The sequence below is a fragment of the Algoriphagus hitonicola genome, from assembly GCF_900113375.1.
In the GTDB taxonomy this organism is placed as follows: Bacteria; Bacteroidota; Bacteroidia; order Cytophagales; family Cyclobacteriaceae; genus Algoriphagus; species Algoriphagus hitonicola.
Genome location: NZ_FOPC01000003.1, coordinates 173,556 through 187,571, shown reverse-complemented (window position 1 = coordinate 187,571; position 14,016 = coordinate 173,556). Strand labels below are relative to the sequence as shown.

At 42.0% G+C, this 14,016-nt stretch carries 13 protein-coding genes and 1 riboswitch; of the genes, 12 read left to right on the top strand and 1 reads right to left on the bottom strand.

The window, feature by feature from the left end; all coding sequences use genetic code 11:
• Positions 1-287: 287 nt before the first annotated feature.
• The 12 genes from BM043_RS05675 to BM043_RS05620 all read left to right on the top strand — a co-directional run bounded on the left by BM043_RS05675 (position 288) and on the right by BM043_RS05620 (position 13,516).
• Positions 288-971, top strand: a complete 684-nt coding sequence (locus tag BM043_RS05675) for a GNAT family N-acetyltransferase (RefSeq protein ID WP_092789677.1) — start codon at positions 288-290, stop codon at positions 969-971.
• Between the two features lie 19 nt (positions 972-990).
• Entirely contained in the window at positions 991-2,187 is a 1,197-nt protein-coding gene (locus BM043_RS05670; protein WP_092789676.1) for an argininosuccinate synthase, read from the top strand.
• Positions 2,180-3,148 carry an N-acetyl-gamma-glutamyl-phosphate reductase gene (gene argC, locus BM043_RS05665; RefSeq protein WP_092789674.1) on the top strand — a complete coding sequence of 323 codons (969 nt, stop codon included), beginning with the start codon at positions 2,180-2,182 and terminating at the stop codon, positions 3,146-3,148. The genes BM043_RS05670 and argC overlap by 8 nt, the downstream gene beginning before the upstream one ends.
• Before the next feature lie 13 nt (positions 3,149-3,161).
• On the top strand, positions 3,162-4,295 hold the full coding sequence (locus BM043_RS05660) for an aspartate aminotransferase family protein (RefSeq protein WP_092789673.1): 1,134 nt from the start codon (positions 3,162-3,164) through the stop codon (positions 4,293-4,295).
• A 19-nt stretch (positions 4,296-4,314) separates the two neighbouring features.
• On the top strand, positions 4,315-5,262 hold the full coding sequence (locus tag BM043_RS05655; protein ID WP_092789671.1) for a Rossmann-fold NAD(P)-binding domain-containing protein: 948 nt from the start codon (positions 4,315-4,317) through the stop codon (positions 5,260-5,262).
• Positions 5,263-5,279: 17 nt separating this feature from the next.
• The gene (gene argB, locus BM043_RS05650) at positions 5,280-6,080 is read left to right on the top strand and encodes an acetylglutamate kinase (protein ID WP_092789670.1); all 801 of its coding nucleotides are present in this window, start codon (positions 5,280-5,282) and stop codon (positions 6,078-6,080) included.
• The gene (locus BM043_RS05645; RefSeq protein WP_092789669.1) at positions 6,080-7,168 is read left to right on the top strand and encodes a M20/M25/M40 family metallo-hydrolase; all 1,089 of its coding nucleotides are present in this window, start codon (positions 6,080-6,082) and stop codon (positions 7,166-7,168) included. Before argB ends, BM043_RS05645 begins: the two co-directional genes overlap by 1 nt.
• Positions 7,165-8,499, top strand: a complete 1,335-nt coding sequence (argH, locus tag BM043_RS05640) for an argininosuccinate lyase (RefSeq protein ID WP_092789667.1) — start codon at positions 7,165-7,167, stop codon at positions 8,497-8,499. Before BM043_RS05645 ends, argH begins: the two co-directional genes overlap by 4 nt.
• Before the next feature lie 99 nt (positions 8,500-8,598).
• Positions 8,599-10,143, top strand: a complete 1,545-nt coding sequence (locus tag BM043_RS05635; RefSeq protein WP_092789666.1) for a SulP family inorganic anion transporter — start codon at positions 8,599-8,601, stop codon at positions 10,141-10,143.
• Positions 10,140-10,793, top strand: coding sequence for a carbonate dehydratase (can, locus tag BM043_RS05630; RefSeq protein ID WP_092789665.1), 654 nt, complete (start codon positions 10,140-10,142; stop codon positions 10,791-10,793). Before BM043_RS05635 ends, can begins: the two co-directional genes overlap by 4 nt.
• 84 nt (positions 10,794-10,877) lie before the next feature.
• Positions 10,878-10,986: riboswitch (SAM riboswitch) on the top strand.
• 160 nt (positions 10,987-11,146) lie between these two features.
• Positions 11,147-12,454 (top strand): O-acetylhomoserine aminocarboxypropyltransferase/cysteine synthase family protein, encoded by a 1,308-nt coding sequence (locus BM043_RS05625; protein WP_092789663.1) that lies wholly within the window; start codon positions 11,147-11,149, stop codon positions 12,452-12,454.
• Between the two features lie 9 nt (positions 12,455-12,463).
• Positions 12,464-13,516 carry a homoserine O-acetyltransferase family protein gene (locus BM043_RS05620; protein ID WP_092789661.1) on the top strand — a complete coding sequence of 351 codons (1,053 nt, stop codon included), beginning with the start codon at positions 12,464-12,466 and terminating at the stop codon, positions 13,514-13,516.
• Here BM043_RS05620 and BM043_RS05615 read toward each other — a convergent pair.
• Positions 13,513-13,956, bottom strand: coding sequence for a DUF2147 domain-containing protein (locus tag BM043_RS05615; RefSeq protein WP_092789659.1), 444 nt, complete (start codon positions 13,954-13,956; stop codon positions 13,513-13,515). The genes BM043_RS05620 and BM043_RS05615 overlap by 4 nt on opposite strands.
• Positions 13,957-14,016: the final 60 nt, after the last annotated feature.

The window sequence follows — 14,016 nt, the reverse complement described above, 5'->3', positions numbered from 1 at the left end:
ATTTTTGAAAAATTTTCTTGCAATTCCATTTCAAAGGATTCAACTTTGTGCCTGCAAAATGAAAACCAAAGCAAACATAGCTCAAGACTTCAACCACTCGAATGCGTTTCTCGTGGGATTTATTGCTATGCCACTTTTTTCTCCATTGAGGAGGCAGACGTTTTCTTTTAGGGTTTGACCCTATATTTTATTTTGTTTTCCCACGTGGAAGACTGTTTCGAATTAACCTTCCTCTTCAATCAGTTTCTAATCCTACCCTTTTAAGGGTATAAATACTTTCACCTTAGATGGAAGATATTTCCTTTAAAATTCTTGTTGCCAACGCCGCTCATAAGTCTTATGCTGAGATTATCACTGAGGAAATGGCCAATTCTGCCAAAGCCAGAGGTACAGGCATAGCCAAGCGGTCACCCGCCTATGTCGAGACCAAAATGGAAGAAGGCAAAGCAGTGATTGCCCTCACCGAATCTGGTGAATGGGCAGGTTTTTGCTACATCGAAGCTTGGGGACACGGCAAATATGTGGCTAACTCAGGTCTGATTGTCGCACCTCAGTTTAGAAAATACGGTCTTGCCAGAAAAATCAAGCGCGAAATATTCAAACTTAGCCGACTCAAATATCCTGATTCCAAAATCTTCGGACTCACCACGGGAGCAGCGGTAATGAAAATTAACTCTGAGCTCGGTTATATCCCGGTTTCCTATTCAGATCTCACCGATGATAATGAATTCTGGAAAGGCTGCCAGAGCTGTGTCAATTATGAGATTTTGATGTCAAAAAACCGACAGAATTGTCTCTGTACAGCGATGCTCTATGATCCACATGCCAAAAAGAAGCAAATCGAGGACCTAGCCTTGCGAGAGGATTTCAAAAAAGAACTCAAACTGTTTGACCGCTGGGTCAGACTCAAAAAATATGTAATGCTTAAATTGAACAAATCAAAGGATTCGATTTCCAGCATTTTCTTTTAACAGATAAAAAACAGTAAAGATGAAAAAAGTTGTTTTAGCCTATAGCGGTGGATTGGATACCACATTTTGTGCCCTGCACCTTTCTAAGGACTTGGGATATGAGGTGCATGCGGTTTTGGTAAATACTGGTGGATTTTCACAGCAAGAATTGAAGGATGTAGAGAACCGGGCGATGAGTCTGGGAATAGCTTCTTTTAAGATTTTGGAAGTGGTGGATACCTACTATCAGGAAGTCATCAAATATCTGGTTTTTGGGAATGTGCTGAAAAATCAGACCTATCCCCTTTCCGTTTCTGCGGAGCGGATTCTACAGGCCAAATCACTTGCGGAGTATGCCAAATCCATTGGAGCAAAAGCCGTTGCGCATGGTTCGACAGGCGCAGGAAATGATCAGGTTCGCTTTGATATGATTTTTCAGACGATCGTTCCTGATATCGAGATTATTACTCCGATCCGAGACCTGAAGCTTTCCCGCCAGGAAGAAATCGACTATTTGAAAAAGCATGGGGTTTCCATGAATTTTGAAAAAGCCGCCTATTCCATCAACAAAGGAATCTGGGGAACCTCCGTGGGAGGAAAAGAAACGCTTACCTCATCCGAGTACCTACCAGAAGAAGCTTGGCCAACTCAAGTTTCTGAATCCCAGCCAAAAGAATTGGTTTTGACTTTTGTTCAAGGTGAATTGAAAGGGGTAAACGGGCAAGAATTTTCAAATCCGGTGGATGCCATTTTGGAGGTTCAGAAATTAGCCGCTCCCTATGGAATCGGACGGGATATTCACGTCGGGGACACCATCATCGGGATCAAAGGCCGGGTTGGATTTGAGGCAGCAGCTCCCCTGATTATTATCAAAGCGCATCAGCTTTTGGAAAAGCATACCTTGACCAAATGGCAGCTCTTCTGGAAAAATCAGCAAGCAGAATTCTACGGAAATCACCTGCATGAAGGCCATTATTTGGATCCGGTCATGCGTAATTTAGAAGCCTTTATGCTAAGTACGCAGGAATTTGTTTCCGGTGAGGTTCGGGTGATGCTTCATCCCTATCGATTTACGCTGTTGGGAATTCGCTCTGCGCATGATTTGATGTCCAATAAATTCGGGAGTTATGGGGAAATGAACAAAGGCTACACTGGAGAGGATGTCAAAGGCTTTACTCGAATCCTTGGAAATCAAACGGCTATCTTCCACCAAGTAAATCACAGTGACGATGCGTAAAATCCGTACAGCGATCATCGGAGGAGCGGGCTACACCGGAGGTGAATTGGCAAGACTGTTGGTTTTTCACCCTGATGTCGATTTAGTCTCTATTCATTCCAATAGCCAAAAAGGAAAAAAAATCTGGGAAGTACATCCTGATTTGCTTGGAGATTCAGAGCTTGAATTTACAGATGAGGTACAAACAGAAGGAATTGACGCAGTATTTTTGGGATTGCCGCATGGAGAAACCCAGCGGTTTTTGGAATTGCATCCTTTTCCTGAAAAAACGGTAATCATTGATTTGTCTACTGATTTTCGGGACGAGTCCAATGGATTTGTATATGGTCTTCCTGAGGTCAATTCCGAAAAAATCAAAACTGCCAAGCGTATCGCCAATCCCGGTTGTTTCGCCACTGCTATTCAATTGGGATTAGCGCCATCCATTGCCAAAGGATGGGCCAGAGAAAATATTCACGTCACCGGAATTACCGGAAGTACGGGTGCCGGTAAAAAACTGGCGGAAACCTCGCATTTTAGCTACCGAAACAATAATATTTCTGTTTATAAGCTATTTACCCATCAACATCTTAAGGAGATCAAACAGACCATGGTCCAACTTAATCCGGACTTTGATCAGCAAATTTTGTTCGTCCCTTATCGGGGAAATTTCCCTCGGGGAATCTGGATCACCAGCTATTTCCCATTCGATGGGGAATTGGATGAGGCGGTGAACGTTTACCAAGAATTTTATCAAAAATCTCCCTTCACTTTTGTATCCACTCAGGATATTGATTTGAAGCAGGTGGTCAATACCAACAAATGTGTGATTTATCTTCAAAAAGAAGTTGGTCAACTGGTCATTTATTCCGCGATTGACAATCTATTGAAAGGAGCTTCGGGACAAGCTGTCCAAAATTTCAACTTGGCCTTTGGACTGGATGAAAAGACAGGTTTGAACCTAAAATCTATTGCATTTTAATTCCAATCAAGCCATGAAATTATTTGACGTATATCCACTCATTCCTGTGACGATTACCCGAGCAGAGGGCTGTAAACTTTGGGATGATCAGGGAGAGGAATATTTGGATCTTTATGGAGGTCATGCGGTGATTTCGATTGGACATACGCATCCGCATTATGTCAAGCGTATTAAGGAACAATTGGATCAAATCGCTTTTTACTCCAATTCAGTCCGAATCCCCATACAGCAGCAGTTTGCCTCAAAACTAGGCGAACTTTCCTGTCTTCATGATTATCAATTATTTCTCTGCAATTCCGGCGCTGAGGCTAACGAAAACGCCATTAAGCTCGCTTCTTTTGCGACGGAAAAATCGGGAATGATTGCTTTTTCAGGTGCTTTTCATGGACGGACCTCGGCTGCGGTTGCTTTGACTGACAATCCCAAAATCGTGGCTCCTTGTAATGCGCGTGATGATTTCCATATTCTTCCGTTTGGGGATTTGGAGGCTGTCGAAGCAGTTTTAAAATCCAATGAAATCGGAGGAATTATCATCGAAGGGATTCAGGGTGTTGGGGGAATTCAAGTTCCGAATGCAGAGTTTCTTTTAGGTTTGGAGAAGTTGGCCAGAACCTATCATGCCAAATTGATTCTGGATGAAGTGCAATCCGGATTTGGACGGACAGGAAGATTTTTTGCCTATCAATGGATCGATGGACTTCGGCCCGATATTATTTCTATGGCCAAAGGGATGGGCAATGGATTTCCCATTGGAGGAATTTTAATCGCTCCTGATTTTGAAGGGAGCCACGGCTTACTCGGAACGACTTTTGGGGGAAACCACCTAGCATGTGCCGCAGGCTTGGCGGTGTTGGAAGTTTTAGAAGAAGAAAAACTCCAGCAAAGAGCTGAAAAATTGGGTGAACAACTGATTGCTGAGTTGTCAAAAATTTCTCATATCACGGAAATACGTGGGAAAGGCCTGATGATCGGAATCGATTTGGATAGAGATGCTGGAGCGGTACGGTCAGAACTGGTGAAAAAATACAGAATATTTACTGGATCGGCTGCCAAAAAGCAAACGATTCGTCTATTGCCTCCCTTGTCAGTTGACTGGAATCAATTAAATTCGTTTATATCGGCTTTGAAAGAGATTTTGAACGCATAAAACCATCCTAAATTTTAGTATGAATCACTTCACTAAATTTGATAATAAAGAACTCGGGCAAACGCTGATAGATCTTGCATTGGACTATAAAAAAGACCCAAGAAAAGATCAGCAAAAAGGTCAGGGAAAACGGATTGGTTGTGTTTTTTTGAATCCTTCTCTGCGAACTCGAGTCAGTACTCAGCTTGCCGCATCCAACTTGGGCGTAGAACCTATTGTACTCAATATGGACAAGGAAGGCTGGGCATTGGAGATGAGAGATGGAGAAATTATGAACAAAGGGACGGTCGAACACATCAAAGATGCTGCAGCCGTTTTGGGTTCGTATTTCGACATGCTTGCGATTCGGGCTTTTCCTTCCTTGACCAACCGTGAGGAAGATATCAATGATTTTATTTTCAGTCAATTTGTCAAATATTCCGGAAAACCAGTGATCAGTCTCGAATCAGCCATTCGACACCCATTGCAAAGTCTGGCGGATCAGATCACCATTCACGAGAATATCAAAGAAAAAAGGCAACCAAAAGTGGTATTGACCTGGGCGCCACATATCAAGGCGATTCCACATGCTGTGGCAAATAGCTTTGCCGAATGGACGCTGGGAATGGGACATTCATTGACGATTACCCATCCGGAGGGTTATGAATTGGACGTGCGATTTACCAAGGGTGCCACCATCGAAACCGATCAGAATAAGGCGTTGGAGGATGCGGATTTTGTCTATGTTAAAAATTGGTCGTCCTTTAATGATTATGGAAAAATCCTCTCGACAGATCCCTCTTGGATGCTGACCGAAAAAAGCCTCTCAAAAGCCCCAAACGCGAACGTGATGCACTGCCTTCCAGTAAGAAGGAACTTGGAGCTTTCTGATGAAATTCTGGATGGAAACCGATCACTCATTCAAAAACAAGCCGAAAACCGAATCTATGCCGCTCAATCAGTAATAAGCATGTTGCTTGATTCTTGATTTTAACGCTCATACCTATGAAGATCAGTATCATCAAAATCGGAGGAAACGTCATTGACTTTCCGGATAAACTGGAGGAGTTTTTGGATCAATTTTCAAAATTTCCAGGTAAAAAAATCTTGGTTCACGGGGGTGGAATCATGGCTTCCCGTTTTGGAGAATCACTCGGTGTCATGCCTGAAATGATCGATGGCCGACGGATCACGGACAAAGATACACTGGATGTGGTGACCATGGTTTATGCTGGGCTGATCAATAAAAATATCGTGGCAAAACTTCAAGCACTACGTGTTAATGCGATTGGGATGACAGGAGCAGATGGCAATGTTATTCGCTCAATCAAGCGTCCAGTAAAAGGAATTGATTATGGATATGTTGGTGATATTGAAGATGTTGATACTAAGTTAATCAAGCATTTATTGAGTTTTGATCTGATTCCTGTTTTGAGTGCGATCACCCATGATCAGCAGGGACAGCTACTCAATACCAATGCCGACAGTATTGCCTCTGCCCTAGCCACCAATTTAGCGAAGGAGCATGAAGTCAATCTGTATTATTGCTTTAATAAAAGCGGAGTATTATTGGATGAGAAAAACGAAAATTCAATTATTCCGCTGATCAATGAAGATATTTATGAGGAGCTCAAGCAAGAAAATGTTATCCACTCCGGCATGATTCCAAAGCTAGACAATGCATTTGAAGCGCTGCAAAAAGGGGTCAATCACGTATGGATTGGCAAAGCAGAAAATCTCTTGCTCTCGACGAAGGGAAAACTGTCCGGCACCATCATCGAAAGACACCGATACGACCTATATTGATGACTACGATCGATTCACTTTTCCAAACCTCAGTTGGCCTATTAAAGGATCTGATTGCCATTCCCTCTTTTTCCAAACAAGAGGATGATACGGCAACTTTACTTGCTCGTTTTTTTGTAGAAAATGACATCGAATTCCAGCGGAAACAAAATAACTTTTGGGCTTTTGCCCAGCCTTTTGATTCCAATAAACCCACAGTTTGGCTCAATTCTCATCACGATACCGTAAAACCAAACTCCGGCTATACCAAAGATCCCTTTTCCCCAATTGTCGAATATGGAAAACTGTTTGGCTTGGGTTCAAATGATGCCGGAGGCTGTTTGGTTAGTTTAATAGCAGCTTTTCTTCATTTTAAAAATCAAGACTTACCCTTCAATTTACTGATGATCGCGTCCGCTGAGGAAGAAATCTCAGGGAAACAAGGGATAGGTTCTTTGATAGACATACTTCCTGAGGCCGATTTGGCGATCGTCGGTGAACCTACTCAAATGCGCATGGCGGTGGCTGAAAAAGGACTGATGGTCATTGATGCCATAGTCAAAGGAAAGGCTGGACATGCAGCTCGGGATGAGGGGGTTAATGCCATCTACCAGTCACTTCAGGATTTGGCAATCCTTAAAAATTTCAAGTTCAAGAAAAAGTCGAATTTCCTGGGCGAAAGTAAAGTGAGCGCTACGGTCATCCACGCGGGGACTCAGCATAATGTAGTTCCGGATTTATGTGAAATCACCCTCGATGTGAGAGTAACCGATGCCTACACTCTTGAGGAAGCTTATCGAGAACTTTCTTCTCATCTTTCGGCAGAACTTAGACCCCGATCGATGCGCTTGCAATCTTCGAGCTTACCTCATGATCATCGCATTTTGTCTGTGGCTAAGGAATTGAAACTTGAAACATTTGGGAGTCCTACCCTTTCGGATCAGGCTTTGATCCCATATCCTTCTGTGAAAATCGGACCCGGCGACTCAGCCAGGTCTCATTCTGCGGATGAATTTATTCACCTAGAAGAAATCAAAGGTGGGATCAGCGGTTATATCTCAATTTTGGAAGCCTACTCCAAATATTTTACCTCATCTGACAACTCATGAAAATCTGGCAAAAAGAAACCGACAGCAGTCAAGAAGTAGAAAAATTTACCATAGGAAGAGATCCTGAGTTTGATCAGATTTTGGCGCCGTTTGACGTATTGGGATCCATGGCCCACGCTAAAATGCTGTGTAAAATCGGGCTTTTGACCAATGAGGAAAATGAACTACTTCAAAAAGGCCTGAAGGAAATCTATTTGGAAATCGAAAAGGGCCAATTCCAGATTCAACCTGGTGTAGAGGATGTTCATTCGCAAGTCGAGTTTCTGTTGACTCAGCGTTTTGGAGAGGTAGGAAAGAAATTACATTCTGGACGAAGTAGAAATGATCAGGTGCTTGTCGATTTGAAGCTTTATTATCGGGCGGCTATTCGGGAACTTGTGATTGAAACACAGGAACTTTTTGATTTAATGATTGAACTTTCCCAAAAGCACAAAACTGATCTGATGCCGGGATATACCCACACTCAGCTGGCTATGCCTTCGAGTTTTGGTTTATGGTTTGGATCGATTGCAGAGGGATTAGCTGAGGATTTAGCTTTGCTCAAGGTGGCTTTTGACCTTTCAAATAAAAACCCATTAGGCTCTGCGGCAGGATATGGATCTAGTTTTCCCTTGGATCGGACCTATACTACCGAGCTTTTGGGTTTTGGGGATTTGCATCATAATGTGATCAATGCTCAAAACAGCCGTGGGAAAACAGAACGAACCATAGCATTTGCCTTAGCAGGATTGGCGGCTACTTTGAACCGTCTTTCAAATGATTGCATCCAATTTATGAATCAGCATTTTGGGTTTATCAGTTTTCCGGATGAACTGACCACGGGGTCGAGTATTATGCCTCATAAGAAAAACCCCGATGTTTTTGAGTTGATTCGTGCAAAAACAAATCAGATTCAAGCGGTACCCAATGCCATCACCATGCTGCTGACCAATACCGGCACGGGTTATCATCGGGATTTGCAACTTCTGAAGGAGGAAATTTTTCCTGCGGTAGAAAGTTTGGGAAATTGTATCAGCATGAGTGCTTTTATGCTGAAGTCTGTACGAGTGAAAAAGGAAATTTTAGCTGATAAATTTTATAAACATTTATTTTCAGTAGAAGAGGTTAATAATTTGGTAATAAGCGGTTTACCTTTTAGAGATGCGTACAAAAAAGTGGGCTTTGCTATTGAAAAGGGGGATTTCAATCCTGATCAAAATAGCATAAATCATACGCATGAGGGAAGTATCGGGAATCTTTGTCTCGAAGAAATACAGATAAAATTTGATGTGGTAATCCATCAATTTAATTTTGAAAAAATGGATGAAGCGTTTAATCGTCTTCTTCACTAGATATTTTTTCCATTCATGGGATAATTGCGTTCCTTTCATAAGAATACCTTATTTTTGAGAAAGTGATTTATTATACTTGCTCAAACCCAAAGCTATTCTATGAAGACCAACCTTCTCGGAGATAATCTAAAATATGACCTTAAATCCAGTTTAGTAGTTTTTTTAGTTGCCTTGCCACTATGTCTGGGCATAGCAGTGGCCAGTGGTGCGCCTCCTATGTCAGGCTTGATTGCAGGCATAATCGGTGGAATAGTCGTAGGATCTCTTTCCGGTTCGAATGTAAGTGTCAGTGGACCAGCGGCGGGCTTGACTGTAATTGTACTTGATGCAATTTCTACTTTAGGTACTTTTGAGCTGTTTCTTGCAGCTGTGGTAGCCGCTGGTATAATCCAACTTATTTTAGGTTTCTTAAAAGCCGGTGTTTTAGGCTATTATTTCCCAAATTCTGTCATCAAAGGAATGTTGACTGCCATTGGTTTGATACTCATACTCAAGCAGATTCCACACGCTTTGGGTTGGGACAAAGACCAAATGGGTGACATGGACTTTAATCAAATGGATAATCAAAATACCTTTTCGGAGATTTGGTATGCAATCCAATATTTCAGTCCAGGAGCAATTCCCATAGCATTGATAGCATTGGGATTAATTATCTTTTTTGAACGTCCCAAAATCAAAAATCACCGCATACTTGGTTTGGTTCCAGGCGCATTATGGGCTGTAATTTCCGGTATTTTGATCAATCAATTATACGGGATATTCATGCCTGAATGGAAACTGGAAGCAGAGCATTTAGTAATGATTCCCGAAGTTGAATCTATAGCTGGATTAGGCAGTCTGATTACCTTTCCTGATTTTGGTTTGGTGACCACACCAGATTTTTGGGTTATAGCTGTGACTATAGCAATCATTGCTAGTATTGAAACCTTATTGAGTTTGGAAGCAGGAGATAAAATGGATCCTTACAAGCGGATTTCTCCCCCATCTAGAGAATTAGTAGCTCAAGGTACTGGAAATACCATATCAGGTTTAATCGGTGGACTTCCTCTCACTGCTGTGATAGTGAGAACCACCGCAAACGTGGGATCTGGTGCCAAGACCAAATTATCAGCGATCTTGCATGGGGTTTTGCTATTGGTGTTGGTAGTCGGTATCGCCAATATTTTGAATCTAATCCCATTGAGTTGTTTGGCAGCTGTCCTTTTTGTGGTGGGATATAAGCTTGCCAAGCCGAGTATTTTTATCAATGAATTTCAAAAAGGAAAAAACCAATTTGTTCCCTTTGTTGTGACAGTGGTCGCGATTTTATTCACGGATTTGCTGACGGGAATAGGGATTGGGATTGTGGTTGGTATTTTCTTCGTCATCAAGACCAATTATCAGAAATCGGTTTTGGTCACTGAGTTGAATGGTCAATATTTGGTCAAGTTGCAAAAAGACGTATCTTTTCTAAATAAGGCTCCCTTGATGCGTCATTTGAGCGAAATTCCTAATGGCAGCACCGTCATTTTAAATGGAACAAAAGCCAAATTTATTGATCACGATATCAATGAATTACTCAATGACTTCATCGCCACTTCTTCGGATCGAGACATTAAGGTCGAAGTGGAAGGTTTTAATTATAACATAAAAGAAACACTATGAACCAGTACGAAAAACTCTTATTACAGAATAAAAGTTGGTCGGAGGAAATGTCTGAATTGGACAAGGATTTTTTCACCAGACTAGCGCATCAGCAAAAACCCAAATTTCTTTGGATCGGTTGCTCAGATAGTCGGGTTCCCGCCAATGAAATCACAGGCACTGACCCCGGAGAGATCTTTGTGCATCGGAATATTGCCAATATGGTCGTACATACTGACCTCAACATGCTTTCAGTATTGCAGTATGCAGTAGAAGTACTGCAGGTAGAGCATATTATTGTTTGTGGACATTACGGCTGCGGCGGTGTCGAAGCGGCGATTTCTCATAATAACCTGGGCTTGATCAATAAATGGCTCCGAAATATCAAAGAAGTCTATCTGACTTATGAGGATGAATTGAATCAAATCGAAGATCATAAGACGAAAGTAAACCGCCTGGTAGAATTAAATATCAAAGAGCAATGTGCTGATTTGATCAAAACCTCGATTGTCCAAAAAGCCTGGTTAGAAAGAAAATCTCCTCAAATCCATGGGTGGGTGTATGGATTGGATAATGGTTTGGTAAAAGAACTCCTGACCATTGAGCCGGATATTGAAAACATCAACCCTATATTCAGATATAATGAGGAACAACTGAAAAAATTGACTTAATTTAAAACAGAAGGTGTGTGAATTGTCTTTGAAAATTCACGCACCTTTCCGTCATTTGCATCATCCTTACACTTTTTAGTGCGAGGTTTATAAAGAAGAGGTTAGAGACAGGCTCGATGACCCTCTGGCAACCTGGAAAATCCAAGGTGCCAATTCCTGCCAAATGAGCTATTCTTATTTGGAACTATAAATGCTTCGCGAAATGAGAATTAACCCTTCCCTTACTACTCCAATTTGTTTCTCCTCAATGATTCCTTTTAGGAATGATATCCATATGCTGTCCAGTTTTTGGATCAGGATAGCTATTACTCTTGTTTATAATCAATTTCTCAAACCCTTTAACCCCTAATCTCATGTCTACAAACTTAAGATTCGAAACTCTGCAACTCCATGCAGGACAGGAACCCGATTCGGCTACCAATTCCCGAGCAGTTCCGATATATCAGACGACCTCTTATACCTTCAATTCTGCAGAGCATGGTGCCAATCTTTTTGCGCTAAAAGAATTTGGAAACATCTATACCCGGATCATGAACCCGACTACGGATGTATTTGAAAAGCGGATAGCGGCTCTAGAAGGCGGAGTTGCTGCTTTGGCGACTGCATCCGGTCAATCTGCACAGTTTTTGGCTTTAAATAATATTATTCAGGCAGGTGAAAACTTTGTTAGTACTCCCTATCTCTATGGTGGGACCTACAATCAATTTAAGGTGGCGTTTAAGCGGATTGGGATTGAAGCTCGTTTTGCCAAAGGAAACAATCCTGAGGAATTCGAGAAATTGATAGATGAAAATACCAAAGCGATTTATTTGGAGACGATTGGAAATCCTGAATTCAATATTCCCGATTTTGATGCCTTGGCAGCTTTAGCTAAAAAGCATGATCTTCCTTTGGTGGTGGACAATACCTTTGGCGCAGGTGGATATTTATTTAGACCGATTGAGCACGGCGCTGCCATTGTGACTTCCTCCGCTACCAAGTGGATTGGGGGACACGGAACTTCCGTAGGAGGAATAATCGTGGATAGTGGCAACTTCAACTGGGGCAATGGAAAATACCCGCAATTCACCGAACCTTCCGAAGGATATCATGGATTAAAATTCTGGGAGGTATTTGGAGAAGGCAACCCACTTGGACTTCCTAATATAGCTTTTGCGATCCGAGCCCGAGTAGAGGGATTACGGGATTTCGGCCCAGCCATCAGTCCTTTTAATTCATTTTTGCTGCTTCAGGGGGTCGAAACGCTTTCCCTTCGAGTTCAGCGAACAGTAGACAATGCCCTAGAACTGGCCAAATGGCTGGAAAATCATCCTCAAGTCCAAAAAGTAAATTATCCTGGTCTAGTTAGTTCTCCCTACAATGAACTAGCTAAGAAGTATCTGAAAAGAGGATTTGGTGGTGTACTCAGTTTTGAACTGAAAGGAGACAAAGAAAAAACTTCTGCGTTTATCAATAGCCTAAAATTAGTTTCTCACCTGGCAAATGTGGGTGATGCCAAAACCCTAATTATTCAACCTGCGGCTACTACTCATCAGCAACTCAGTGAAAAAGAGCAGGCAGCAGCCGGAGTCACTCCTACCCTTCTTCGTGTATCACTTGGAATAGAGCATATCGAGGATATCAAAGGGGATTTTGTACAAGCTTTCCAACATATTTCCTAATTACCATTAATGAATCTCCAAAGTCAATTTGCTACGATTTCCATGTCTGAACAAGTTTTCCTGTCTCTTGATCCTCTATTTTTGGAATCAGGAGAATCTTTTCCCCAACTCGAACTGGCTTACACCACGATTGGAAATTTGAATCCAGATCAAAGTAATGTGATTTGGGTCATTCATGCCTTAACTGGGGATGCGAATGCCACAGACTGGTGGGGCGGTTTGATTGGAGAGGATAAATTTTATGACCCGGCGGATTATTTTATCATATGTGCTAATCTGCCGGGTTCTTGTTACGGATCTACTTGTCCACTTTCGGAAAATACTGGAACGGGAGAACCCTATTACTACGATTTTCCGCAATTGACACCCAGGGATTTGGCGGCTAGCTTGGAGCTTTTGCGAAAGCATTTGAAACTGGAAAAAATCCATACGCTTATCGGAGGTTCTCTCGGTGGACAGGTGGCTTTGGAGTGGAGTTATGCGCTTGGAGAAAAACTTAAAAATGCCATTATCTTAGCTTCAACGGCAAAAACATCTCCCTGGACTATCGGATTTAACGAAACACAGCGGATGGCTATCGAGTCGGATTGTACTTGGGGTGAAAAGTCTAAAGATGCTGGATTGAAAGGGCTTGAGGCTGCTCGGGCTATTGCCATGCTGAGCTATCGTCATCCTCATGATTTGAAACGAAAACAAGCGGAAACAGGAGAAAAATTAGACGGATTCAAGGCGTCCTCCTATCTCCGGTATCAAGGGCAAAAGCTCGGGAAAAGATTCAATGCGCTCTCTTATTGGACGCTTTCCAAAGCAATGGATAGCCATGACTTAGGACGTGGCAGAGGAGGATTGGATAGTGCATTGGGAAAAATTCAGGCAAAAGTTTTGGCGGTAGGGGTAAATACAGATTTGTTATTTTTGCCTGAAGAATCCCAATTAATCAGTGCCAAAGTTCCTAGGGGAACCTACAAAGAAATCGTCTCCACTGCAGGTCATGATGCCTTTTTGATAGAATTTGAGCAGCTGAGTTATTTCATCCAATCCTTTTATCTAGAGCAATCCTAACGAGTCGTTCGGGTCCATTCTACGGTTCTCCCGATAAATGAAAAACCCACATATCCTTTGACTTCCAGCGTATCTTTATTTTTCATTTGGACTTCGCTTGAATACATATTGCCTGATTTCGGGTCGTAGATTTCGCCGTCTTTCCATCGATCCCCAGAAAACTTGAGTCCTTCGATGATTTTCAATCCCATCAATGGCCTCTTTTGCAAATCCTCATCGTCGTTTTCGACATCGAGTGCAGGTTTGCCATCCGGATTGGGATCTTTGAGCCATACGATTTCACCCTCATAAGTATCCCCTGCTTTGGTGATTTTTATTTTGGCAGTTTTCTCAGTATTAAACCAGATTCCTGTTATATCATCCGCAGATTGGGCCTTTGCATGACCAATGATCAGAAAAATTAAAAGTCTTAGGATTGAAGCAAATTGTCGTAGTTTCATAGGGTGTTGATTTTGATTGTGTAATTCTGATTAGATTTGAAATTGTTTTCAATTAAAACC

Coding starts and splice junctions, on each gene's coding strand:
- BM043_RS05675 (WP_092789677.1), top strand. CDS start 288: ATGGAAGATATTTCCTTTAAAATTCTTGTTGCCAACGCCGCTCATAAG.
- BM043_RS05670 (WP_092789676.1), top strand. CDS start 991: ATGAAAAAAGTTGTTTTAGCCTATAGCGGTGGATTGGATACCACATTT.
- argC (WP_092789674.1), top strand. CDS start 2,180: ATGCGTAAAATCCGTACAGCGATCATCGGAGGAGCGGGCTACACCGGA.
- BM043_RS05660 (WP_092789673.1), top strand. CDS start 3,162: ATGAAATTATTTGACGTATATCCACTCATTCCTGTGACGATTACCCGA.
- BM043_RS05655 (WP_092789671.1), top strand. CDS start 4,315: ATGAATCACTTCACTAAATTTGATAATAAAGAACTCGGGCAAACGCTG.
- argB (WP_092789670.1), top strand. CDS start 5,280: ATGAAGATCAGTATCATCAAAATCGGAGGAAACGTCATTGACTTTCCG.
- BM043_RS05645 (WP_092789669.1), top strand. CDS start 6,080: ATGACTACGATCGATTCACTTTTCCAAACCTCAGTTGGCCTATTAAAG.
- argH (WP_092789667.1), top strand. CDS start 7,165: ATGAAAATCTGGCAAAAAGAAACCGACAGCAGTCAAGAAGTAGAAAAA.
- BM043_RS05635 (WP_092789666.1), top strand. CDS start 8,599: ATGAAGACCAACCTTCTCGGAGATAATCTAAAATATGACCTTAAATCC.
- can (WP_092789665.1), top strand. CDS start 10,140: ATGAACCAGTACGAAAAACTCTTATTACAGAATAAAAGTTGGTCGGAG.
- BM043_RS05625 (WP_092789663.1), top strand. CDS start 11,147: ATGTCTACAAACTTAAGATTCGAAACTCTGCAACTCCATGCAGGACAG.
- BM043_RS05620 (WP_092789661.1), top strand. CDS start 12,464: ATGAATCTCCAAAGTCAATTTGCTACGATTTCCATGTCTGAACAAGTT.
- BM043_RS05615 (WP_092789659.1), bottom strand. CDS start 13,956: ATGAAACTACGACAATTTGCTTCAATCCTAAGACTTTTAATTTTTCTG.